At 69.3% G+C, this 22616-nt stretch carries 20 protein-coding genes; 7 read left to right on the top strand and 13 right to left on the bottom strand.

The annotated features are described in order from the left end of the window. The 4 genes from F790_RS0109155 to F790_RS0109140 are packed head-to-tail and all read left to right on the top strand — an operon-like array spanning position 1 to position 5396. Positions 1–195, top strand: a complete 195-nt coding sequence (locus F790_RS0109155; RefSeq protein WP_018869574.1) for a Trm112 family protein — start codon at positions 1–3, stop codon at positions 193–195. Between the two features lie 7 nt (positions 196–202). After that, positions 203–970: a 3-deoxy-manno-octulosonate cytidylyltransferase gene (gene kdsB / locus F790_RS0109150; protein WP_019591466.1), complete on the top strand. Its 768-nt coding sequence runs from the start codon at positions 203–205 to the stop codon at positions 968–970. Continuing rightward, positions 967–2295 carry an efflux RND transporter periplasmic adaptor subunit gene (locus F790_RS0109145; RefSeq protein ID WP_026332913.1) on the top strand — a complete coding sequence of 443 codons (1329 nt, stop codon included), beginning with the start codon at positions 967–969 and terminating at the stop codon, positions 2293–2295. Before kdsB ends, F790_RS0109145 begins: the two co-directional genes overlap by 4 nt. After that, positions 2292–5396, top strand: a complete 3105-nt coding sequence (locus F790_RS0109140; RefSeq protein ID WP_019591464.1) for an efflux RND transporter permease subunit — start codon at positions 2292–2294, stop codon at positions 5394–5396. Before F790_RS0109145 ends, F790_RS0109140 begins: the two co-directional genes overlap by 4 nt. 25 nt (positions 5397–5421) lie before the next feature. On the opposite strand, the gene F790_RS0109135 is transcribed toward F790_RS0109140, so the two are convergent. Next, positions 5422–6696, bottom strand: coding sequence for an HD-GYP domain-containing protein (locus F790_RS0109135; protein ID WP_019591463.1), 1275 nt, complete (start codon positions 6694–6696; stop codon positions 5422–5424). Positions 6697–6718: 22 nt separating this feature from the next. Next, on the bottom strand, positions 6719–7447 hold the full coding sequence (locus F790_RS0109130) for an HAD family hydrolase (protein WP_019591462.1): 729 nt from the start codon (positions 7445–7447) through the stop codon (positions 6719–6721). A 62-nt stretch (positions 7448–7509) separates the two neighbouring features. Here F790_RS0109130 and F790_RS0109125 point away from each other — a divergent pair, with 62 nt between their 5' ends. Next, positions 7510–8025 (top strand): cytochrome c, encoded by a 516-nt coding sequence (locus F790_RS0109125; RefSeq protein ID WP_019022146.1) that lies wholly within the window; start codon positions 7510–7512, stop codon positions 8023–8025. Between the two features lie 135 nt (positions 8026–8160). On the opposite strand, the gene F790_RS0109120 is transcribed toward F790_RS0109125, so the two are convergent. The 6 genes from F790_RS0109120 to F790_RS0109095 are packed head-to-tail and all read right to left on the bottom strand — an operon-like array spanning position 8161 to position 13326. Then, a complete protein-coding gene (locus tag F790_RS0109120; protein ID WP_038036658.1) occupies positions 8161–8952 on the bottom strand; it encodes a secretin N-terminal domain-containing protein in 792 nt (263 codons plus the stop codon). Beyond that, positions 8939–9412, bottom strand: coding sequence for a hypothetical protein (locus tag F790_RS0109115; RefSeq protein WP_019591460.1), 474 nt, complete (start codon positions 9410–9412; stop codon positions 8939–8941). Before F790_RS0109115 ends, F790_RS0109120 begins: the two co-directional genes overlap by 14 nt. A gap of 27 nt (positions 9413–9439) precedes the next feature. Next, positions 9440–9892, bottom strand: coding sequence for a GNAT family N-acetyltransferase (locus tag F790_RS0109110; protein WP_019591459.1), 453 nt, complete (start codon positions 9890–9892; stop codon positions 9440–9442). A gap of 58 nt (positions 9893–9950) precedes the next feature. Next, a complete protein-coding gene (locus tag F790_RS0109105; protein ID WP_019590054.1) occupies positions 9951–11207 on the bottom strand; it encodes a cyclopropane-fatty-acyl-phospholipid synthase family protein in 1257 nt (418 codons plus the stop codon). Next, positions 11207–11974 carry a DUF1365 domain-containing protein gene (locus F790_RS0109100; RefSeq protein WP_019591458.1) on the bottom strand — a complete coding sequence of 256 codons (768 nt, stop codon included), beginning with the start codon at positions 11972–11974 and terminating at the stop codon, positions 11207–11209. Before F790_RS0109100 ends, F790_RS0109105 begins: the two co-directional genes overlap by 1 nt. Further along, positions 11974–13326 carry an NAD(P)/FAD-dependent oxidoreductase gene (locus tag F790_RS0109095; protein ID WP_019022141.1) on the bottom strand — a complete coding sequence of 451 codons (1353 nt, stop codon included), beginning with the start codon at positions 13324–13326 and terminating at the stop codon, positions 11974–11976. Before F790_RS0109095 ends, F790_RS0109100 begins: the two co-directional genes overlap by 1 nt. A gap of 85 nt (positions 13327–13411) precedes the next feature. Here F790_RS0109095 and F790_RS0109090 point away from each other — a divergent pair, with 85 nt between their 5' ends. Together F790_RS0109090 and folE are read left to right on the top strand one after the other, a co-directional pair. Next, on the top strand, positions 13412–14167 hold the full coding sequence (locus tag F790_RS0109090; RefSeq protein WP_019591457.1) for a DUF3429 domain-containing protein: 756 nt from the start codon (positions 13412–13414) through the stop codon (positions 14165–14167). 30 nt (positions 14168–14197) lie between these two features. Further along, a complete protein-coding gene (folE, locus tag F790_RS0109085; RefSeq protein WP_019022139.1) occupies positions 14198–14800 on the top strand; it encodes a GTP cyclohydrolase I FolE in 603 nt (200 codons plus the stop codon). 36 nt (positions 14801–14836) lie between these two features. On the opposite strand, the gene F790_RS0109080 is transcribed toward folE, so the two are convergent. The 5 genes from F790_RS0109080 to pstB all read right to left on the bottom strand — a co-directional run bounded on the left by F790_RS0109080 (position 14837) and on the right by pstB (position 22512). Then, on the bottom strand, positions 14837–16441 hold the full coding sequence (locus F790_RS0109080) for a TolC family protein (RefSeq protein WP_369773036.1): 1605 nt from the start codon (positions 16439–16441) through the stop codon (positions 14837–14839). Then, the gene (locus F790_RS0109075; protein ID WP_019591456.1) at positions 16428–19499 is read right to left on the bottom strand and encodes an efflux RND transporter permease subunit; all 3072 of its coding nucleotides are present in this window, start codon (positions 19497–19499) and stop codon (positions 16428–16430) included. The genes F790_RS0109080 and F790_RS0109075 overlap by 14 nt, the downstream gene beginning before the upstream one ends. Then, entirely contained in the window at positions 19496–20713 is a 1218-nt protein-coding gene (locus F790_RS0109070; protein WP_019591455.1) for an efflux RND transporter periplasmic adaptor subunit, read from the bottom strand. The genes F790_RS0109075 and F790_RS0109070 overlap by 4 nt, the downstream gene beginning before the upstream one ends. 235 nt (positions 20714–20948) lie before the next feature. Beyond that, the gene (gene phoU / locus F790_RS0109065) at positions 20949–21671 is read right to left on the bottom strand and encodes a phosphate signaling complex protein PhoU (RefSeq protein WP_019591454.1); all 723 of its coding nucleotides are present in this window, start codon (positions 21669–21671) and stop codon (positions 20949–20951) included. A gap of 13 nt (positions 21672–21684) precedes the next feature. Continuing rightward, positions 21685–22512, bottom strand: a complete 828-nt coding sequence (gene pstB / locus F790_RS0109060) for a phosphate ABC transporter ATP-binding protein PstB (protein ID WP_019591453.1) — start codon at positions 22510–22512, stop codon at positions 21685–21687. Positions 22513–22616: the final 104 nt, after the last annotated feature.

Here is a 22616-nt window from a genome sequence, read left to right as displayed (position 1 = left end):
ATGGACAACCGCCTTCTCGACATCCTCGTCTGCCCGGAGACCAAGGGCCCGCTGAAATACGACCGCGAGAATCAGGAGCTGATCTCGGTTCAGGCCGGTCTGGCGTACCCGATTCGGGACGAGATCCCGGTGATGCTGGTGGACGAGGCCCGGCGCCTGTCGGACGAGGAAAAGGAACGCTGGCGCGACGTCTGAGGGCGCCGTGGAACCCTTCGTTGTCGTCATCCCGGCGCGGCTGGCCTCCAGCCGTCTGCCGGAGAAGCCGCTGGTGCCGGTCGCCGGTCGTCCGCTGATCGCGCATGTCGTCGCGCGTGCGCGGGAGAGTCGTGCCTCCCGCGTCATCGTGGCGGCCGACGATGAACGGGTGCTGGCCGCAGCCCGCGAGGCGGGCGCTGAGGCGGTGTTGACCGCCGCGGAGCTCCCGTCGGGCACCGACCGCATCGCCGCGGTGGCCGCGACGGAGGGCTGGGGTGACGAATCCCTGGTGGTGAACCTGCAGGGGGACGAACCCCTGACACCCGGCGGGCTCCTCGACGAGCTGGCGGCCCTGCTGGCGGAATCGCCGGAGGCCGGGATGGCGACCTTCGGCGTGCCGCTGGGCAGTGCGGCCGATGTGCACGATCCGAACCAGGTCAAGCTGGTGACCGACGACCACGGGCGAGCGCTGTATTTTTCCCGCGCGCCCATTCCCTTCGACCGTGAGGCCGCGCGCGCCGGCCGCGAACCCGACACGTCGGCGGCCGTGCGTCACCTCGGGCTGTACGCGTATCGCGCCGGGTTCCTGCGGCGCATGAGTGCGACCCCGCCGGCGCGCCTCGAACGCCTCGAGCAGCTGGAGCAGCTGCGAGCCCTGGCGATGGGCGCGCATATACAAGTGGGGCTGCGTGCGGAGGCGCATCCGCCCGGTGTCGATACCCCGAGCGATGTAGAACGCGTGGAAGCGGCGCTGGCGCAGTGGCGGGGATCATGACCGGCGGGTGGCCGCGTCGCCGGACGGCGGGTTACGCCGCGGGTGTCCTGATACTGGCGCTGGTGTTGACCGGATGTGGCGAGGGGCCGTCGGAGGCGCCCGCACCCGAACGGCCCGTCAAGCTGGTCACCGTGAGCGAGCGGGACACTCTCATCGAGCGCCGCTTCTCCGGGCGTACCCAGGCGGCGGAACGTGCCTGGCTGGCGTTTCGCGTCGGAGGTGTGGTCGAGTCGGTCGCGGTGGAGCGCGGCGAACGCGTGGACGAGGGCGACCTCCTGGCGCGCCTGGACCCGCGCGATTTCCAGCGCCGGGTGCGTGAACTGGAGGGCGGTCTGGTGGAGGCCCGCGCGGAGCAGCTGATGCTGGAGCACGGCGCACGCGAGGAAGAACGGCGCCAGCTGGAGGCGCGGCTGGAGGCGGCCGGGGCCCGCGAGGAACAGGCCGAGTCCGAATACCGCCGGGTGGCGCGCATGCGCGACGACGGTCATGTGAGTCAGTCGGAATATGACCGCGCCCGCCGGGCCCTGCGCGAGGCCGCGGCGGACCGGCGTTCGGCGCAGGAGGCGCTGACCATCGCGCGGGCCGGCGGCCGCGAGGAGGAGCGCGAGGCCGCCCGGGGCCGGATCCGGCGCATCGAGGCGCAGCTGGAGCAGGCGCGCGACGCACTGGAAGACAGCGAACTCAGGGCCCCGTTCACCGGTTACGTCGCCGAACGCGACCTGGAACCACATGAACCGGTGCAGGCCCATCACCCGGTGGTCCTGTTCGAGGATCTGGAATCCATCGAGATCGAGGTCGGCATCCCCGAGGGGCTGCTGGCCTGGCGGGACCGGCTGGAGGCGGTGGAGGTACGCATTCCGGCGCTGGACGACGCGCGTTTCTCCGCCAGCATCCGGTCGGTCGGGGTGGACGTGCTGCCGGGACGGCAGACCTATCCGGTCAAGGTGTCTATCGATGCTGCCCGCGAGCGGGAGGGCGCCGCCGACCGCGGGCGTCTGCTCCCGGGGATGACCGCCGAGGTCGCCTTCCGGGCGCGTCCTGAAGCGGGTGTCGGCGTGGTGCTGCCGCCGTCCGCTCTGGTGGAACACGCGGAGGGCTACGCGGTGTGGGTGCGGGACCCGGAGGACGGCCGCGTCGCCCCGCGCCAGGTGGAAGTGCTCGGCGCGGATGGTCGCGGGGTGCGCGTGCAGGGCGATCTGGAGCCGGGTGACGAGGTGGTCTCCGCGGGTGCCGGACGGCTGCGCGAGGGCCAGCGTACCCGTCGGTTCAATGACGAGTCCCCGGCTTCGGGGCGCGACACCGGGGCCGGGGGCAACCGGCCGTGAACCCGCCCGGCGGCGACAACGCCGGGTCCGGGTTCAACGCCGCGACCTGGGCTATCCAGCGGGCCCGGCTGGTAGTGTTCCTGACGGCCCTGCTGGTCCTCGGCGGGACCTGGGCCTTCATCGACATGGGCAAGCTCGAGGATCCCGAGTTCACCGTGCCGACCGCGCTGGTGCAGACCGCGTATCCCGGTGCTCGAGCCACGCGGGTGGAGGAGGAGGTCACCGAGGTCCTGGAGCGCCATATCCAGCAGCTCGACGAGCTGGATGAACTGGAGTCGGTGAGCCGCCATGGCGAATCGGTGATCTTCGTCCACGTCGACGAGGCTCTGGGGGATCAGGCCCAGCGCCAGGTATGGGACGAGCTGGAACGCACCGTGCGCGCGGCGGTGCCGGATCTTCCGGAGGGGATTCGCGGTCCGCTGGTGGACGACGACTACGGGGATGTCTTCGGCACCCTGCTGGCGATCCACGGCGAGGGCTACAGCCACCGCGAGCTGCACGACTACGCTGATGAACTGCGCCGTGAACTGTTGCGCCTGCCCGGGGTGGCACGAGCCGAGCTGTTCGGCGATCGCGGCGAGCGGATTTTCGTCGAGACCCGGCGTTCGCGTCTGGCCGCACTGGATCTGCATCCGGGGGTGATCATCCAGGCTCTGGAGCGCCAGAACGTGGTGGCGCCCGGCGGGGCGATCGAACTGGAGGAGGACCGCGTACGGCTGTTCGTCTCCGGGGTGTTCGAATCGGTGGACGACGTTCGCCACCTGGCCATCCACAACCCCGAGACCGGCGAGCGTTTCCAGCTGCGCGATGTGGCCGAAGTGCACCGCGGTGACGCCGAGCCGCCGGAACGCATGCTGCGCTACAACGGCCAGCCGGCGGTCGCGCTGGGGGTGAGCCCGACCGAAGGGACCAACGTGGTCGCCCTGGGTGACGACGTCCTGGAGCGCATCGAGGCGTTGCGCGGGGATCGCCCGGTGGGAATCGACATCGACACGGTCAACTTCCAGCCGGAGACCGTGCGCGCGGCGATCCTGGATTTCGGCGGCAACCTGGCCACGGCCGTGGTCATCGTGCTGGGGGTGCTGCTGGTGGCGCTCGGGTGGCGCACCGGCCTGATCGTCGGCATGGGCGTGCCGCTGACCATCCTGGCGACCTTTTTCGTGATGTGGGTGGCCGGCATCGAACTGCACCGGGTCTCGCTGGGGGCCCTGATCGTGGTCCTGGGGATGCTGGTGGACAACGCGATCGTCGTTGCCGAACTGATGATGACCCGCATCCAGCGCGGCACCGAGCGGCTGCAGGCGGCGCGCGAGGCGGTCAGCGAGACCGGCGGGCCGCTGCTGATCGGGACCCTGATCGCAGCGCTGGCGTTCTCGCCGATCAGCATGACGCCGACCCTGGTGGGCGAGTTCACCCGCTCGCTGTTCTGGGTGGTGGCGATCGCGCTGGGCCTGTCGTGGCTGCTGGCGGTGACCCTGACGGCCCTGCTGGCGTGGCGCTGGTTGCCGGCTCCGGCGAATGGCGACCCGACCGGTACGGAGACGCCCGGAATCGGCACGCAGCTGCTCGCGTTCTATCGCCGGGCGCTCACGGCCATGCTGCGCCATCGCCGCCGGACCCTGGCGTCGGTGGTCGGCCTGATGCTGGTCGCGGTCGCGTCCTTTGCGCTGGTACCGCAGATCTTCTTCCCGCCGGCCGACCGGGCGCAGTTCATGATCGATCACTGGCGGGGAGAAGGGACGCGCATCGAGTCCACCGCAGCCGATGTGGCGCGTCTGGAATCCTGGCTGTCGCAGCACCCCGAGGTGGAAAGCTACACGGCCTTCATCGGCGAGGGGTCGCCGCGGTTCTATCTGCCGATGATGCCCGAACTTCCCAATCCGGCGCTGGCCCAGATCCTGGTGCAGGTCGAAGACGTGGATCGACTGCATGACATCATCGCGGAGACCCGCGAATGGATGGACGGTCGCTTCCCCGGGGCGGAACCTCGGGTGCGGCCGATGCAGCTGGGGGAGCCCGTGCGCTATCCGGTGGAGCTGCGGCTGTCCGGGCCGCAGGACCGGGCCGAACTGCGCGCCACCGCCGACCGCGTGCTGGAATGGATGGAAGGTCACCCCGACCTGGAACGGCCCCGGCATGACTGGCGCGAACGCACACTGACGCTGGACGTACAGGTGGATCAGGACCGGGTCCGAGCGGCCGGGCTGTCCAGCGCCGAGGTGGCCGAGACCCTGGAGGCCGGAGTCAGCGGCATGCCGATCGGGGTCTTTCGCGATGGCGATCAGGCCCTGCCGGTGCTGTGGCGCTTTCCGGAGGATGAACGCCGGGATCTGGCACAGCTGCACACCCTGGAGATCTGGCCGCGCGACGGCGGTGCCGCGGTGCCACTGGGCCAGGTAGCCGAGGTGGAGCCCGTGTTCGACGAGGCGGTGATCTGGCGCCATGACCGGCGCCCCACCGTGACCCTGCAGGCGGACCTTGCCCCCGGTGCCACCGCCAGCGGTTTCGTGCGCGAGGCCGACCCGGTGATCGACACCCTGCTGCAGGGCACCGGGAATGCGGGGCAAGTGGAGCGGGCATGGGGCGGCGAGTTCGAGGCGGCCGCTGATGCGCAGGCCAGTGTGCTGGCGCCGGTGCCCATTGTCCTGGGACTGATGGTGGTGTTACTGCTCTGGCAGTTCAACAGCTTCCGCAACACCCTCGTGGTGGCGCTCAGCGTCCCGCTGGCGGTGGTGGGCGTGGTCGCGGGTCTGCTGCTGTTCCGGCAGCCGTTCGGTTTCATCGCCCTGCTGGGGGCAATGAGCCTGGGCGGAATCCTGCTGCGCAATGCGATTGTGCTGGTGGAGCAGGCCGAGCTGGAACGCCGCCGCGGACTGGAACCCCTGGAGGCCCTGATCGAGGCCGCGGTCAATCGTTTCCGCCCGGTGCTCCTGACCGCCCTGACCACCATCCTCGGCATGATCCCGCTGGCGCTGTCCGGACCGTTCTGGGCGCCGCTGGCCATCGCCGTGATGAGCGGCCTTGCCGCCGGCACGGTGCTGATCCTCGGCGTGGTGCCGGTGCTGTACGCGACGCTGCACCGGCTCCCGCGTCCGGCCTGAAACAGCCCGAGCGGGCCCGGTCGACTTAACCGGTGGCCTCTCGCAGTCGCCGGGCCCAGTCGCGCAGGGCCTCCGGCAGTTCTTCGTCGGTGTCGGGCAGTTCCCGTGCCAGCAGCCGCAGGCGATAGCGCACGTCGTTCTGCAGCGCGGCGGTTTCCACACGCAGGGATGCATCCTGGGCGATGCTGTCGCGGATCAGGTCCAGGGACAGCCCGCGCAGCCCGGCCCGGTCCAGCAGGCGGGTCAGCGGCTCCAGATGGCGCCGGAGGATGGCCTGCGACGCCGGATCGAGCTGTTCCATGCGCTCGAGGCCCTGTTCCACGCATTCGATCCCGGCACGCAGGGCTTCCCAGTCGACCGGAGAGCCGGTCTCCTGCGGGGCCGATTCGGCGACGGGGCAGTGGTCCATGGCCTGCAGCAGGACGCGAAGAGCGTCGCCATCGAGCTGGCCGGCGTGGCCCTTGAGGATCGCCGAGAGGGCCGCGGGATCCTGCCGGCCGCACAGGGCGGAGGCAAGCTCCATCACCGCCAGGCAGCGACCCGCCGGCTCCAGCGTCTCGCCTGCGTGACCGCGTGGGTAGCCGCTGCCATCGAGGCGCTCATGGTGCTGCAGGACCGCATGGCTGGCCCCCGGGTGGCACGCGGGAAAACGCTTGAGCGTGAGCCAGGCGATCACCGGATGGCTGCGCAGCTGGCGTTCCTGTTCGGGCGTCAACGGGGCGCGGGATTCGAAGATCGCCGGGTCGATATGCAGATAGCCGATGTCATGGAACAGTCCGGCCGTGGCCAGATCGCGGGCAAAGGCGGTGTCCGGCGGGCGCAGCTCCATTCCCAGCAGCGTGGCGCCCAGCGACACCTGGACGGCGTGTTCGAACGCCTCCGGCATGCGTTCCTGCAGAATGGACAGTTTGCCTGCCAGCGCCGGGTCCAGGGTCAGGGAGGAGGGCACCGCGACGGCTTCGCGGGGCCGCGAGGCCACGGCCATCAGGGCGCGGGTCAGCGGGTCTTCTTCCGCGACACGTTCGGAGGTGGCGCGCAGGGCCGCCCGGTCCACCGGTTCGGCGACGTCGATGCTGGCGTCCAGCGGGCGCAGCAGTTTGTGTGTGGTGAGGCGCTCGAACAGCCGCCGGTCCAGAGGCTGGCCGGCCTCGATGAGCTTCTGGCCGTGAGCGTTGTAGATGGCCTCGCTGGTACGCATGTCGCGCACTTCGCCGGCTTCTGTCACGTGGGTGACGAAATGGGCGGTGTCGGGCGGGCCGCCGTGTTCCTCCGTGCCGGCATGTTCGGGGCGCTGTGGCATGGGGGCCGATTCTAACAACAAGTCAGTCGTGCAAGCCGAGTATGCGCGGGAGCTGCCCGAGACGGCCCAGACGCGGCGGGGCGGGAACCGGGTGTTCCCAGGGCAGCGCGTCGGGGTTGTACCAGGCGGCGTTGAGACCCGCATCCAGCGCCCCGAGGATGTCCGCCACGGGGTCGTCGCCGACATGGAGGATGGCCGGTGCCGGTACGCCGGCACGCCGGCGCGCCTGTTCGAAGATTCGCGGATGGGGTTTGGCGGCGCCCGCTTCGGCTGCGGGAACGGCGAAATCGAAATAACGACCCAGAGGCGTGCGGAACACGTCGGCGTTGCCGTTGCTGATGGCGCCGAGGGTGAATCGGCCATGCAGGCGGGCGAGCACCGCATCGGCCTCCGGGAACGGGGTCACCTCGTTGCGGGCATGCCAGAAGACCGCGAAGCCTTCCTCCACGAGGGTGTCCGGACAGACCTGGCAGCGTTGTGCAAGACCGCGCAGCCATCGCTTGCGCAGGCGGGTCAGGTCGTGGCGCTCTTCTTCGGGTGCGGCCCGCATGAAGCCCGCGCGGTCGGCCACCAGCTCTTCGGGCTCGAAGCGGGCGCAGACTGCGGGCGCGCGTTCGCGCAGCCAGGCGTAGAAACGGTCTTCGGCATGACGGATGACCGGCATCACCGGCCAGAGGGTGTCGTCCAGATCGAACGTGATGCATTCGATCGAATGATCGGGTGCCGCGGCGGGTCGAGATTTCGATTTCATCGAACGTTATTGTCGGAGTTTTGCGTCGAGCGTCGCTTTTCCGAACCTCAAGCAGGTGTAAAATGAAGGGGAATTTCAATCGTGCAGCTTTCATTCTGCCCGAAAAGGAGAATCACAACATGAAGAAGCTCTTTCTGCGCAGTCTTCCCGTGGCCCTGCTGGGTGCGATGATGATGACCGGTACCGCTCAGGCCGTCGATCCCGAGGACGCGATCGAGTATCGCCAGGGCGTGTTCAAGGCCTTCAGCTGGAATTTCGGCCCGATGGCGGGCATGGCCCAGGGCGAGATCCCGTTCAACGAGGAGATGTTCCTGGAGCGTGCCGATCAGCTGGCGCGCCTGGCCGACATGCCGTGGCAGGGCTTTACCGAGGGCTCCGATCTCGGTGAAACCGATGCCATGATGGAGGTCTGGGAAGATCAGGAGACCTGGGAACAGAAGATCGCGGACTTCGAAGAAGAGGTTTCGCGCATGACGGCCCTGATCGATGAAGGGGCCGATGAAATGCAGCTGCGCCGTCAGGCCGGCGAGATCGGCCAGTCCTGCAAGGCCTGCCACGACAGCTTCCGCGCTGACTGATCGGCAGGCGGGGCCACCCGGCGGTATACGCCGCCGGGGCGGCCCGTGCCGAACGGAGACATACCGGGGCCGGTCGCTGCAGCGGCGGGCCTTTCTGGTTGCGGCCCGCGCACCGTGCCCGGGCCGGGCACGACTTCAGCGTAACCCGGGGGCCGTGGCGTCCTCCGCCGGGTCTACCCGGATCTCCAGCGATACGTCATCCCGGGCGCGGGTGGTGCGGCGGCGAACGGGCGGGTGAACGTCGCGGGCGTCGCTTTCCAGCCGCGAACGGATGCCGGCAAAATCGTGCCAGCTCCCGGGCTCCAGGGTGATCTCCGTTGCGACCCGTTCGTGCTCGGCGCCGCGCTGCAGGGGCGTCTGATGGAGATGGGTGATCGCCACGCGCACGCGGCCATCGGGTTGCATGCGGGGTTCCACGGCGAAGCCGCGCGCCGTGTCGCGATAGATGGGGTCGATGGCCACGCCGGCACGGCCGGCAAACAGGCGGTAACCGGCGGGCAGCGTCTCCCCGACCATCAGAACGGCGCGCCCTCCGTCGCGCAGCCGCAGGAACTGCTCGCGGTCCTCGTCTCGCCGGGTGGTAAAGCGCCGGATACGGCCGGCGGTTTCGTCGTCGTGGTCGCGGCGGCGGCGCACGCGCAGGATCAGATCGGGGGACGCCCGGTCGAGCTCCGCCACCATCTGGCGGATCTCCTCGATCTCGTGCGCCGGCGCGCGCACCAGAAGGCGGAAGCCATCCGGCTGCAGGGTGGCGCCGGGGAACAGTTCGCGCAGGTCGTGCACCACGGCTTCGGCCCGGCGATTCTGCAAGTCGATGACCGTGACACGGTCGGCCGCGTCGCGAGCCGTGGAACGGAGAGGCAGGGCGAGGAGGCAGGCGGCCGCGCTCGCCCGCAGGAACCGTCGGCGTCGGTCAGAGATGGACACGTCGCAGTTCGTCCGAATCCCGGCCGGCTTCCCAGCTCGCTTCGAATTCCTCCGCGCGGCGCCGGGTCCGGCCTCGATGATCGGTTTCACCCCGCAGGATGCGCTGGCTGCCCGAACGCGTGAACTGCATCCAGCCGGACTGATCGGCGATGACCGTCATCACCAGAGGTGCGTTTTCGTCGGGGCCCAGCACCCGCACGGAGACCGCGGTGGTCAGGCGCTTGAGCGTGCCGACCAGTTCGGGCAGACGGTCCTTGAGTGCCAGGTCGTCGTCCACCAGCAGGCGAATGTCGGTGGAGCGGTGGCGCTGGGCCATGCGCGCGAGGGTACCGGGGAGGTCGTCGTCCGCGACTTCTTCCAGCAGCGGTACCGGAGCGTGGATCCACAGGATCCGCCCGGCGTTTTCGCTCATCTCCCGCAGCATTTCGCGGGCCTGCTCGCGCGGGTCTTCCGTGTTCATGCCTTCTCCTTTGTCATCCGGCCCGCCTCATCCGGCGCGGGCCATGGAATTCCGGATGCGCCGCAGCATGCGCCGGTGGGGGATGCCGGCATCCTCGAACGTGTCACTGATGATAAAGAAATCGTGACGGGCATAGAATCCCAGGCGAGTCGCCTGGGCGTTCAGCCAGACTTCGCGCCAGCCGTGGCGGATCGCCGCGTTCAGGGCGCATTCGAGCAGATGCGATCCGATGCCGTGACCGCGCCAGGGCCGGCGCACGGCCATGCGTCCGATCTGGCCGCTGGGCAGCAGGCGCAGGGTGCCGATGGGTTCGCCCCCGGGTTCCTCCGCCAGCCAGTGCAGGGCCCCGGCGTCGAGGCCATCGAATTCAAGGTCTTCGGGCACCTGCTGTTCCTCCACGAAGACTTCGCGGCGAATCAGGGACAGTGCCTTCCGGTCGGCAGGCCAGCTGGCCTGCCGAAAGTTGATGCGCTGGGACATAACCACCTCCTCCTCGTGGCCGGTTACCCAAAGGCCACGCCGGACAGACGAGTCTAGTTCAGACTCGCGTTCCCTGCCCGTGAGGCAGTCCGCGTTCCGGGCGTTCCATGACGGTCTGCATCAGGTCGACCCGAGCGGAACTGAAACCGATTTCGCAGTACGCCAGGTAGTAACGCCACATGCGCAGAAAAGCCGGCGAATAACCGAGCGCCTCGATCGCCCCCCGGGTGCGCATGACCTCGCGGTACCAGTGCACCAGGGTGCGGGCGTAGTCGGCACCGAAGAACGCGCGCTCGGTGACCTGCAGGCCGGCCGCGGCCGCCGCGTCGCCGAAGCGCGCCGGGGTCGGGAGCATGCCGCCGGGAAACACGTACAGCTGGATGAAGTCCGCGTTGTGGCGGTAATAGTCGAACGCGGCTTCCTCGATGGTAATGACCTGAACCGCGGCTCGCCCGCCGGGCCGCAGGCAGCGGTGCACCTGCTCGAACCAGGTGGACCACCAGCGTTCGCCGACGGCCTCGAACATCTCGATGGACACGACGTGGTCGAAGGTCTCGTTCAGTTCGCGGTAGTCCTGCAGACGCAGGTCGACCCGGTCCGCCAGTCCCGCCTGCCGGATCCGCTCGCGGGCGTACTCCAGCTGCTCGTCAGACAGGGTGACGCCGGTCACCCGGTAGCCGCGCCGGGCCGCGAACTCCGCAAAGCCGCCCCAGCCACAGCCGATCTCGAGGATGTGGGCGCCGGGTTCCGGAGCCAGGCGCGTCAGCAGGCGTTCGTATTTGTGCTCCTGGGCGCGCTCCAGGGATTCGTCGCCGCGACAGAAAAGCGCGGCGGAGTAGCCCATGCCGCGATCCAGCCACAGGCGGTAGAAGTCGTTGCCGAGATCGTAATGAAAGCGGATATTGGCGCGGCTGCCCCGGCGCGAGTTGCGCCGCAGCCAGTGGCGCAGGGCATCCACTCCGCGTTGCCAGGCGGGGCGCTGGTAGACGCGGCCGAGCCGGTGCTCGTTCTCCATCGCCAGACGCAGCAGGGCATGCAGATCGGGCGTGGTCCATTCGCCGTTGATGAACCCCTCGGCGAAGCCGATGTCGCCGTGGCGGGCCAGTCGCACAAGCGTGGCCCACGGCCGCCGCAGGTGCCAGACCGCCTCGCTGCCCGGGCCCTGCCCGGCGATCTCGCGGCGTTCGCCATGCGGACCGATCAGGGTCAGGTGACCATGGTCCAGTCCATGGATACGCCGCGCCAGCAGGTCCAGGGCCCGGCCCGCCGCGGACCGGGACATGGCCGGAAGCCGTTCGCTGCGTTGCAGTTCCATCAGCTCATCTCCTTTTCGGGCGGGTCGGGGCGCGGGTGGTAGCGCCCGCCGCGCCACCAGATCTTCAGGGCCTGCCAGTGGATCAGGAACAGGACCTGGAGGGTCATCCAGGGCATGCGGGCCCACTGGCGCAGCAGGGTCGCGTCGGTCATCGGCCGGACATGGCCGTGCTGGGTGGCGACCAGCAGCAGCCGGTCGTCCTGGTACTCGCGGATCGCCACGCGCATCGAGCTGCCTTCGCGCAGTTCGGGCGCGGTCACGGCGAACGCGTAGCGTGCGTCCATATCGATGAACGGCGAGACGTGAAACACCTTGTCCTTCTCCGCGCGCAGCATGCCCCCCGCGCTGTCTCCGGCCGGCAGCAGATAATGGTGATGCTGGCCGAAGGTGTTGCGGACTTCCAGCAAAACGGCCTGCAGATGCCCGTCGATGTGATGGCAGTACCAGATGCTCAGGGGGTTGAAGGCATGGCCGAGGACCCGGGGCGTGGCCTGCAGAAGAATCGCGCCGCCATCAGGTTCCAGTCCGCCCTCGCGCAGCCGGGCCTCGACCCACGGCCGCCAGGGCGTGCCGTCGCGGCGGCCGTGGTCACGGGTGTGCAGGCTGAACAGGTTGAAGCGATCCAGCGAGAACCAGCGGCGGTTGCGCGCCAGATCCTCGACGCGGTCGATGTCGAACAGCGCGCTCACCAGCCGGTAGCGAAAACGATAGTCCGGCCCGTGCAGGCGACGGTGCATGACATGGCCGGGAAGCAGGGCGGCATCCATCAGGTTTGTCCCGTCACGGTGCGGACGGAGGTTCCCGCGGGTTGCCTGGTGTCCGCCCGGGGAGCAGCCAGGGGTTCGGAACCCGCCGTCCAGGGCATTTCCAGTCCCAGTGCGCGCCCCACGCTCCGTGCCGAACGCAGGCCATCCTCGTGAAAGCCGTCGCCCATCCACGCCCCGGCGAAATACAGGCCGTCCTCGCCCTGGTGTTCGGCCAGTGCGGCACGCGCCCGTTCGGCCGGTGCGTCCATCACCGGGTGTTCCCACAGGAACTCGCCCAGGGTCAGCGACGGATGCGGGTCGTGCAGGGGATTGAGGCTGACGATGTAGTTCTCGCGACGCTGCAGCCGGTGCAGGGCGTTCATCCAGTAGGATACCGAGACACCGCGTTCGCCGGTTGCGCGTGCGCGAGAGAGGTAGTTCCACGAAGACCAGACCCGCCGGGAGCGCGGCATCAACCGGACGTCGGTATGCAGCAGGGCGCGGTTTTCCTGAAACTGGCAGGCGGCCAGGCGGGCGCGGGTGGCTTCGGGGCCGCCGTCGAGCAGCCGGCGGGCATCGCCCGCGTGGCAGGCGAACACCACGCGGTCGAACTCCTCGGGTTCGCCGGATCCGTGCACCCGCCACTGCGAGGCGCGAGCCTCCACCGCGGATACCGCGCCGTGCGCCACCGAGCCGGGGACCAGACGCTGCGCCAGACGCCGGACGTAGCTGCGCGAACCGCCGACCACCGTGCGCCACTGCGGGCGATCGCGCAGATCCAGCAGACCATGATTGAGGAAGAAGCGCAGGAAGCTGGCCGCCGGGAATTCGCGGATGCGCGCCGGCGGACACGACCAGATGGCCGCGCCCATCGGCAGCAGATAGTCTTCGGTGAAGCCGCGCCCCAGGCGATGACGGGCCAGGAACTCGCCCAGCGTGCCCTCCGGCATCTCCTGACGTGCATTCAGTTCGTGGCCCAGGCGGTTGAAGCGCAGGATATCGGCAACCATCCGCAGGAACCGCGGACGCAACAGATTGGTGCGCTGGGCGAACAGCGTGTTCAGGTTGTTCCCGGCATATTCGATGCCGGCGGGTTGTTGCGAACAGGCAAAGCTCATGTCCGTGGGACGGGTCTCGACGGCCAGCTCCGCGAACAGGCGGGTGAGCAGCGGATAGTTGCGTTGGTTATAGACCACGAACCCGGTGTCGATGGCGGTCGGCCCCTCGGGGTCGGCCACATCCACGGTATGCGCATGGCCCCCGAGCTGCGGCGCCTGTTCGAACAGCCGAACGTCGTGGTGCTGCTGCAGGATCCAGGCCGAGGCGAGTCCGGAAATACCGCCGCCGATGACGGCGATGCGCTGTCTTTGCATGTCCGGGCTCTCCAGCGGCCGGGGTTGATATCTATCTTATACAATACCTGTACAATGGCTGTAAATGATGCCGAAGGAGACGAGCATGGCGGAGACCAACCCCGACTGGCCCGAACCGGTGCGCCGCGCACTCGACGAATACCCGATCGTACTGGTGACCTCCGGTCTCAGCGACACCCGCGAAGCGGAAGCCCTGCTGGACCGGCAGCGGCCCGGCGAGTGGACCCGCCTGGAATGGGGCATGGGGTCGGCCGGGAACCGCGCGGCGTTCCACCAGTTGCAGCAGGCCACCGGCATGCGCATGCTGCCCCTGGTGGTCACGCGGGAAGGCGCCCTGGGCGGGGTGCCCGAACTGCGCGCCTGGCTGGGCGAAGCCACGCCGGACACGCCGCGGACCGACGCGCGGGACCCGGTCCTGACCGTACTGGGCGCCGGCGGATTGATCCCGTTCGTGTTCTTCGGGGCAGGGGCATGGATCGCCCATCCGGAATGGCAGGCTTTCGCACTCAACGCGCTGGCGCTATATGGTGCGGTCATTCTGGCGTTTCTGGGGGCGATTCACTGGGGCATCCACCTGGCGGACCGCTCCCATCGCGTGGGGCCGCTTTCGGGCCCTGCCTGGGCGGTCATCCCGCCCGTGCTGGCCTGGCTGGCGGTCCTGCAACCGTTGCCCGAGGCGATCATGACCCTGGCGGTCCTGTTCCTGGGCGTGTTGTGGGTGGACCGGCTGAGCCTGCGTGACCGGCGACTGCCGCCGGGCTATCTGACCCTGCGCATGGTGCTGACCACCGGCGCGATCCTCTCCCTGGCCGCGGGCCTGGGGGCGGTCACGGTCGGTTGATCCGATCCGCTCTGATCCAAGGAGAACATGATGGACGCCGCTTCGCACAGCGACGAGGAACCCGATAACCGCACGCCGGCCAGCGAACTGGCCGGGCACTACCGCGAGATCCTGGCCGGGCTCGGCGAGGACCCGGAACGCGAGGGCCTGAAGGACACCCCGCTGCGTGCCGCGAAAGCCATGCAGTACCTGACCCGCGGCTACGAACAAGACCTGGACACCATCGTGAACGGGGCTCTGTTCACCTCGGACAACGACGAGATGGTCCTGCTGCGCGACATCGAGCTGTATTCGCTGTGCGAACACCACGTGCTGCCGATCATCGGCAAGGTGCACGTGGCCTACCTGCCGGACGGCAAGGTGATCGGCCTGTCCAAGATCGCACGCATCGTCGACATGTTCGCCGCCCGCCTGCAGATCCAGGAGAACCTGACGCGTCAGATCGCCGAGGCCCTGCAGCAGGTCACCCAGGCCAAGGGCGTGGGCGTGGTGGTGGATGCCCGCCACATGTGCATGACCATGCGCGGCGTGGAAAAGCAGCACTCCTCGATGGCCACCTCGGTCATGCTCGGCGCCTTCCGCGAGGACTCGCGCACCCGGCGCGAATTCCTCAACCTGATCGGTCGCAGCTGACAGTTACCCGCAGCCCGCCTGGTTCGGGGGCAGGCACTACGGGGCAAGGGGCTCCGGTTCTCCGCCCGGGGCCTCGATCCCGCGGTGGTGCAGCAGGGTCCCGGAGGCCTGCAGCAGGGCGGTGCGGGCCTGGCGGAAGGCCACGATGCTGTCGGTGCGCTCCAGGCGACTTTCCAGCAGGTCACGCTGCGCCCGGGCCAGGGCGAGGGCGGTGCCGGTGCCGGCACGGAAACGGGCCTTCTCCACGCGCAGCTGTTCCTCCTGAAGCTTCACCGTCTCCTCGCGGGCGTTGATCTGCTCGCGCAGGCGCGCGGCCTCGAACCAGGCCGCGCGCACGTCCTCCACCGCCAGCTGCTCCAGGTTGGCCAGGGTCTCGTGGACCTGCTGGCGGGTCAGCCGCGCGCGGCGATGCTCGGCCTGCGCCGCGCGCTGCCCGATCGGCAGCTCGAACTCCAGACCGGCGGCCAGATCGTAGCCGGAGCCGCCATCGCCGGTGGCACTGGAGGCAAGGCTGTCGGCATAGCCCGACTGGCCCAGGGTCACGAAAAAATCCAGCCGTGGGAGCAGGCCGTTGCGGGTACGCACCAGTTCCAGCTCGTCGCGACGGGCCCGCACCCGCGTCTCGTTGAGGTCGGGCCGGTGGTGCCGGGCCAGGGCCACCCAGGTCTCCATAGGCTCCAGGGAATAACGCTCCAGCTCGGGCTCGGAGACCGGCTCCAGCCGGGTATCCCACAACCCGCCCTGGCCGTGAATGCGGCGCGCGAGCGCGTCCTGTGCCACCGCGCGATCGCTGCGGGCGTCGATCAGCCCCTGGCGGCGCAGCGCGACCTCGGCGCGCGCCGACACCTCCTCGGTCTCCGGCAGGTCGCCGGCGCGGATCCGGCCGCGGGTCTCTGCCAGCTGGCGTTCGGCCACCTCCAGCGCCTCCTCGAAGATCCCGACCCGCTGGCCGGCGAGGACCAGATCCCAGTAGCGCGCCTCCACGTCGTTCAGCAGTTCTTCCACGTAGCCGCGCAGCTCGTGTTCCGAGGCGCGCACGTCCAGCCCCGCCTGTTCCAGCCGGACCCGGTTGGATTCGATGCGTCCGCCGCGCAGCAGCGCCTGGGTCAGGGTGACCCCGCCGCGCGCGGTGTACTGCGCCTGGTCCACGCGGTTGCTGTCGCTGCGCTGACTACGCACGGACAGGGTGAGTTCGGTGCCGGTCGGCAGCTCCTGGCGCAGCCCGACCTCGCCACTGCGGCGGGTCGAGACCACCTCGTCGGTGACCCCGATCTGGTCGAGCTGGCGCACGCTGCGGTCGCGGCCGGTCTCCACCTCGGCGAACAGTGCGGGGTCGAACACCGCCTGCTCCTGGGCGACAAAGGTGTCCTGGATCGCCGGCTGCAGGCGTTCCGCGCGCAGCCCGGCGTGGTTCTCCAGCGCCGAGGTCACCGCTTCCTCCAGCGTCAAAAGAAGCTGGTTCCCGGTATCGCCGGCGGGAGTCCCGCCCGACGGGGCGACGCCTTCGGGCACCGCCAGTACCTCGTCCGGCAGATCGAGTTCCAGCGCGGAGGCGGCGGGTGCGGCCAGCAGCCCGGCCAGGCCCGCACCCGCGAGCAAGGCGACCATCGTGGACGGTGAGCGGCGATCAGTCATGGGCATCCACCATGCGGTAAACGGGCGGTCGTTGCTGCGAGCGGCGGTAGAACAGCAGATAAAGGGCCGGAATCAGGAACAGCGTGATCAGCGCGGAGGACAGCAGGCCGCCGATCACCACCCGCGCCATCGGTGCCTGCGCCTCGCCGCCTTCGCCCGCGCCAATGGCCAGCGGGAGCAGGGCGAGGATGGTGGTCAGGGTGGTCATCAGGATCGGTCGCAGGCGTTCCCCGGCGGCGGTGATGACGGCCTGCACGAGCTCCATGCCGTCCGCGCGGTGGCGCCGGGCCATGCGGTCCACCAGCAGGATGGCATTGTTCACCACGATCCCCACCAGCAGCAGGATACCGATCAGCGACTGCACGTTCAGAGTGGTGCCGGTGACCCGCAGCGCGAGGACCACCCCGATGATGGCCAGCGGCACCGAGAACATCACGATCAGCGGGTCACGCAGCGATTCGTACAGGCTGGCCATCACCATGTAGACCAGCAGCACCGCCAGCAGGGTGCCCAGCAGCAGCTCCGAGAACGCCGCTTCCTGTTCCTCGATGTCGCCGGTGACCGAGTAGTCGATCTCCGCCGGCAGCGGGATCCCCTCCAGCGCCGCACGTACGTCCGCGGCCACCTCGCCCAGGGAACGCCCGCCGATGTTGGCGTGCAGGGTGCTGATCCGTGCCTGTTCGCGGCGCTCGATGGAGTCCGGCCCGATCGCCCGATCGAAGTCGACCACGCTGCGCAGGGCCACGCGGTCGCCGTCCTCGTTGCGCAGGGTCAGGTCGCGCAGGTCATCCAGGGTGGCGGTGACCGCGTCGCGCAGCTGCACCCGCACCGGGACCTCGTCTCCGGCCGCGCGCAGGGCCCCGGCACGGGTACCGCCCAGGGCGGTCTCCAGGGTCTGCGCAATGGCCTCGACTTCCACGCCGAGGTCGGCGGCCCGGTTGCGGTCGATGCGGGTGGCGAACTCCGGCTGGCCACCGTCCTCGGCGACCCGTGTGTCGGTGATGCCGGGGACGTCGTCCAGTGCCTGTTCGAAGCGTTCGGTAACCGCGCGCATGGTGTCGAGATCGAAGCCGCGCACCTCGACCGCCAGGCTCTCCTCGTCGTCGCCACCAAAGCCGCGGAAGAAGATTCCGCCGCGCGCCCGCACGCGGATCTCCGCGCCGGGGGGATCGCCCAGCGCACTGCGCAGGGCATCGGCAATCTCTTCGGACGAGCGCTCGCGGGCATCGCGCGGGCCGACATTGATGCGCATGTTGGCGGCCGCCGGCGACGAGGCGCGGAAGGCCGAGGCGCCGATACTGTTCACCAGGTGCTGCAGTTCGGGTACCTCGTCACGGACCTGCTCTTCCAGATCGAGCATCACCGTCTGCAGGTCGTCCAGTGGCGTGCCCGGCTCCATCGACAGGTTCACGCGGATCTCGCCCTCGTCGGTGGCGGGCATGAACTCGGTGCCGACTCCGCGCAGCCCCGCCAGCGCGATGATCAACAGCGCCAGGCTGATGCCCACCACCGACCACGGATTATCCAGCGCCGGACGCAGCGCCCGCGCATAGGCCCGTTCCATGCGCTCGCGCATGCGCGGCGCGGACGCGGGGCGGCGCATGCGCGCCATCAGCATCGGCACCAGGGTCAGCGCGACGATCAGGGAGGCGAACAGGGCAAAGGCCACCACCACCGCCAGGGGCCGGAACAGATGGCCGGCCAGCTCCTCCGCAAAGAACAGCGGCAGGAAGATCGCCAGGGTGGTCAGGGTGGAGGCGACGATCGCCGGTGCCACGCGCCCGGTGCCCTCGGCCGCCGCGGTGGTGGGCGCGAGGTCGGGAACCTGTTCGCGTCGCCGCGCGATGCTCTCCATCACCACGATGGAGTTGTCCACGATCAGGCCCACGCCCAGCGCCAGCCCGCCCAGGGTCATCAGGTTCAGGCTGTGGCCGCCGAAATGGATCAGCGCGAAGGTCGAGATCACCGCCAGCGGGATCGCGGTCGCGGCCACCAGGGTATAGCGCAGGTTGCGCAGGAACAGCAGCAGCACCAGCATCGCCAGCGCCGAGCCGTAGAGGATCGCCTGGCCGACGTTGGCGATGGAATTGCGGATGAATCCCGACTCGTCGCTGACCGCGCTGATGCTTGCCTGCGGGAAATCACGGTTGCTCGCGCGCAGTTCGGCGTGCACTCGGTCGGCGACCTCGACGGTGTTGGCGTCGGTCAGCTTGCGGATCGCCAGCACCACGCCGTCCTCGAAATCCACCCGGAAGCGGCGGGTCTCGCGTTCGTGGGTGTCCAGCACCCGGGCCACCTGGTGCAGGCGGGTGCGGCCGTCCTCGTCGCGGTGGACCACTACCTCGCCGATCTCGTCCAGCGCCTCGAACTGGGCCGGGGTGCGCAGGTTGAACTCGCGGCGGCCATCCCGGATCGGCCCGCCCGGCGCGATCACGCTGGCCCCGGTCAGGCGCGAGCGGATGTCGTCCAGCCCCAGATCCAGTGCGCGCAGGCGGTCCGGCTCGACCTCCACCCGGACCTCGCGCTCAAGTCCTCCGCGCACGTCCACCGCGGCCACCCCCGGCAGGCGCTCCAGGCGCGGGCCGATGCGGTCGTCGATCAGCCCGCGCAGGTGGATCGCGTCCAGTCCGCTGGCCACGCCCAGCAGCATGATGGGCGAATCCGCGGTATCGAACTGGCGCACGCGCGGGCGCTCCGCGTCGTCCGGCAGGCTGCTTTCGATGCGCGCGATGCGGTCGCGCAGGTCATCCATCGCCGCGCGCAGGTCGCTGCCCCAGGCGAGGGTGATGCGCACCCGCGAGTTGCCCTCGGCCGAGGTCGAGCGGATCTCCTCGACCCCGGTGACCGCGGCCGCGGCCTGTTCGATCGGCCGGGTCACCAGCTGTTCCACTTCCTCCGCGCCGGCGTTCGACCACGAGGTGTTCACGGTCATCACCGGCAGGGCGATGTCCGGCAGCAGGGCGACCGGCAACCGGGTGAGGGCGGACAGCCCCAGCACCAGCACGATCAGCGCCACCATGCTGGTCAGCACGGGGCGGTGAACCGTGAACTGCGCCGGATTCACTGGCCGGACCCCGTCGCGTCGTCGCGGATCCGCAGCGGGGTGCCGTCACTCAGCAGATGCTGGCCCAGCACCACCACCCGGGTCCCGGGTTCCAGTTCGGGTTCGCGCAGTTCGATGAAATCGCCGTCGCGTACCCCGGTGGTGACCGTGTGGCGGCGGGCGACCGGTCCGTCATCCCCGTCTTCCCCGGCATCCTCGACCACGAAGATGACCGCGCCGGCTTCGCGGTGCATGACCGCGTCGCGGGGGATGGCGAGCCTTTCCGCATGCCGGTCGAGTTCCACCGACAGTTCCGCGAACATCCCCGGCCGCAGGCGTTCGTCGTCATTGGGCAGCTCCACCTCCACCCGGGCCTGACGCGAACCCGGACGGAACTCCGGCGCGATGTGCGAGATTTCCCCGTCGAAGCGTTCCCCCGGCCAGGCCGGCGTGGTCACCTCCACGGGCATGCCCCGCTGCAGCCGGGCGTAGTCGCCCTCGGTGACGGACAGCACCGCGCGCATGGGGGTCAGCCGGACCAGCGTCAGCAGTGTGTCGCCGGTGCCCACCAGCGCGCCACGATCGACCTGGCGTTCGGCCACGTAGCGGGTGGCTCCGGGTTCTCCGTCGTCGTTGCGATCGGCGTGAATCCGGGTGTATTCCAGCTGGATGGCCGCCGAACGCACGGCGGAGCGGTTCTGCCGCAGGCGCGACTCGGCCAGCGCCACCGCGGTGACCGCCAGCTCCCGTTCGGTCTCGGCCGCCTCCAGCTCGGAGGACGATGCAATCCCCTGTTCCCGCAGGTCGCGGGTGCGAGCCAGCTCCCGACGCGCGGCCGCCTCGCCGGCGCGAGCCTCGGCCAGCCCGGATTCGGCCACCGCCAGCTCGGCCTCGGCACGCTCCAGTTCCTGTTCGAACTCCTCGGCATCCAGGCGCAGCAGCAGATCCCCGGGTTCCACCCGGTCGCCCAGTGCCACCGCCACCTCGCGCACGTGGCCGGTGACCCGGGGCGTGATCTCGATCCGGTCACCGCCTTCCAGCGAGCCGGTGAAGCGCCGGCGCTCGACCAGCTCGCGGCGCTCGGCCTCGGCGGTCACCACCGCTACCGGCCGTGCGTCACCCCCGCTACGCCGCTCGGAGCCGTCGGGATCGCCGCCGCCGGGCCACCACCACACGGCCACGGCCAGCACGGCCAGGGCCACGAACAGAACAGGGATCACGGACAGACGACGCATGGCAACCCGGGCAGGGACGAGGACGAGGCAGGATTGTACCTTGCCCGCCACCCCCTGAACGTCCCGTGAATACCCGATGAGTGCGGGGATCGACGTAACGCCGACGTGGCCCCGCGTGCCGCGATCAATCCGTCACGATCGATGGATGCCCGTGCAGGCGAATCTCAGGCTCGGGCACAAGCGGCGAGGGGGCGGGGCTCGCAGCCTGTGCCCGACGGTCCGGTCGCGACGCGCGTCAGCGCCGGTCGCCGGTGGCTTCGGCGGCCATCTGTTCGTAGCTGGTGTGGCGCACGTTCTTGCCCTTGACGAAGTAGACGACGTATTCGCAGATGTTGCGGGCGCGGTCGCCGATGCGTTCCAGGGAGCGGGTGGCCCAGACGATGTCCATCAGGCGGGGGACCGCGTCGGGGGCGGCGGTCATCTGTTTCATCAGTTTGTGGGTGACGGATCCGTACAGGCTGTCGATCTGGATGTCCTGCTGGGCGACCCGCACCGCCTGCTCGGTGTCCATGCGGGCGAAGGCGTCCAGCGCGCCACGGGTCATGTGGCGCACGTGTTCCCCCATTTCCGCGAGATCTCTCATCGGGGCGGTCTGGCGGTCGGCTTCGAGCAGATGCAGGCCCATGCGGCCGATGCGCTCGGCCTCGTCGCCCATGCGCTCGAGGTCGGTGATGGTCTTGATTACGGCGATCACCAGGCGCAGGTCGGAGGCAGTGGGCTGGCGTCGGGCGAGGATGTGCGTGCACTGCTCGTCGATTTCCACCTCCATCGCGTTGATGCGGTAGTCGGTGGTAATCACGGTCTCGGCCTGTTCGGTGTCACCCTCGACCATGGCGTTCACGGCATCGGCCAGCTGCTGTTCCACCAGTCCGCCCATTTCCATCACGCGCTTGATGATGTCTTCCAGCTCCTCGTTGAACTGCTGGGAGATGTGCTGCTTGAAGAAACTCTTGTCCATGGCGTGGGGCTCCTCAGCCGAAGCGGCCGGTGATGTAGTCCTCGGTCTGCTTATTCGCGGGCGAGGTGAACAGGGTGTCGGTGTCGGCGTATTCGATCAGTTCGCCCATGTACATGAAGGCGGTGTAGTCTGATACGCGCGCGGCCTGCTGCATGTTGTGGGTGACGATGACCAGCGTGTAGTCCTTCTTGAGCTCGATCATGAGCTCTTCGATCTTCAGCGTGGCCAGCGGGTCCAGCGCCGAGCAGGGCTCGTCCAGCAGCAGTACCTCGGGATCGATGGCGATGGCGCGGGCGATCACCAGGCGCTGTTGCTGGCCGCCGGACAGGCCGAAGGCGTTCTCGTGCAGGCGGTCCTTGACCTCGTCCCACAGGGCCGCGCGGCGCAGCGACTTTTCCACCACGTCGTCGAGCCGGCGCCGGTTCTTCACGCCCTGCAGGCGCAGGCCGTAGGCCACGTTCTCGTAGATCGACTTGGGGAAGGGGTTGGGTTTCTGGAACACCATGCCCACGCGGCGGCGCAGCTCGGGCACGTCGACATCGGCGCCGTAGATGTCCTCGCCGTCGAGGCGAATGGTGCCTTCGATGCGGGCGGCGTCGATCAGGTCGTTCATGCGGTTGAAGCAGCGCAGGAAGGTGGATTTGCCGCAGCCGGAGGGTCCGATGAAGGCGGTGATCCGGTTCTTGGGGATGCGGATGTCGATCCCCTTGAGCGCCTGGTCGTCGCCGTAGTACAGCTTCAGGTCTTCTGCGGTCAGGCAGATGTCTTCGCGATCGATGTTCAGGCCGCGCGGGGCCTGTTCCTGGGGCAGGTTGACGGCGTGGGTCCGGGTGTCACTCATTTCGGGTACTCCATGGGGAATGGGGTTCGACACATCGCGTCGGCGCGAAGCGTGCGGCAGCGGTCCGGAAAAGCGCCGTCATCGCGAGCGCCGCAGGCGCGTGG

Origin of the sequence: Thioalkalivibrio sp. ALE20 (genome assembly GCF_000381405.1) — a bacterium.
Lineage (GTDB): Bacteria > Pseudomonadota > Gammaproteobacteria > Ectothiorhodospirales > Ectothiorhodospiraceae > Thioalkalivibrio.
This window is presented reverse-complemented; position numbering and strand designations above follow the sequence as displayed.

What these genes read in the sequence shown, in the direction of transcription:
- F790_RS0109155 (WP_018869574.1), top strand. Translation starts at nt 1, where the DNA reads ATGGACAACCGCCTTCTCGACATCCTCGTCTGCCCGGAGACCAAGGGC.
- F790_RS0109145 (WP_026332913.1), top strand. Translation starts at nt 967, where the DNA reads ATGACCGGCGGGTGGCCGCGTCGCCGGACGGCGGGTTACGCCGCGGGT.
- F790_RS0109135 (WP_019591463.1), bottom strand. Translation starts at nt 6,696, where the DNA reads ATGCCACAGCGCCCCGAACATGCCGGCACGGAGGAACACGGCGGCCCG.
- F790_RS0109130 (WP_019591462.1), bottom strand. Translation starts at nt 7,447, where the DNA reads ATGAAATCGAAATCTCGACCCGCCGCGGCACCCGATCATTCGATCGAA.
- F790_RS0109125 (WP_019022146.1), top strand. Translation starts at nt 7,510, where the DNA reads ATGAAGGGGAATTTCAATCGTGCAGCTTTCATTCTGCCCGAAAAGGAG.
- F790_RS0109115 (WP_019591460.1), bottom strand. Translation starts at nt 9,412, where the DNA reads ATGAACACGGAAGACCCGCGCGAGCAGGCCCGCGAAATGCTGCGGGAG.
- F790_RS0109110 (WP_019591459.1), bottom strand. Translation starts at nt 9,892, where the DNA reads ATGTCCCAGCGCATCAACTTTCGGCAGGCCAGCTGGCCTGCCGACCGG.
- F790_RS0109105 (WP_019590054.1), bottom strand. Translation starts at nt 11,207, where the DNA reads ATGGAACTGCAACGCAGCGAACGGCTTCCGGCCATGTCCCGGTCCGCG.
- F790_RS0109100 (WP_019591458.1), bottom strand. Translation starts at nt 11,974, where the DNA reads ATGGATGCCGCCCTGCTTCCCGGCCATGTCATGCACCGTCGCCTGCAC.
- F790_RS0109095 (WP_019022141.1), bottom strand. Translation starts at nt 13,326, where the DNA reads ATGCAAAGACAGCGCATCGCCGTCATCGGCGGCGGTATTTCCGGACTC.
- F790_RS0109090 (WP_019591457.1), top strand. Translation starts at nt 13,412, where the DNA reads ATGGCGGAGACCAACCCCGACTGGCCCGAACCGGTGCGCCGCGCACTC.
- folE (WP_019022139.1), top strand. Translation starts at nt 14,198, where the DNA reads ATGGACGCCGCTTCGCACAGCGACGAGGAACCCGATAACCGCACGCCG.
- F790_RS0109080 (WP_369773036.1), bottom strand. Translation starts at nt 16,441, where the DNA reads ATGCCCATGACTGATCGCCGCTCACCGTCCACGATGGTCGCCTTGCTC.
- F790_RS0109070 (WP_019591455.1), bottom strand. Translation starts at nt 20,713, where the DNA reads ATGCGTCGTCTGTCCGTGATCCCTGTTCTGTTCGTGGCCCTGGCCGTG.
- phoU (WP_019591454.1), bottom strand. Translation starts at nt 21,671, where the DNA reads ATGGACAAGAGTTTCTTCAAGCAGCACATCTCCCAGCAGTTCAACGAG.
- pstB (WP_019591453.1), bottom strand. Translation starts at nt 22,512, where the DNA reads ATGAGTGACACCCGGACCCACGCCGTCAACCTGCCCCAGGAACAGGCC.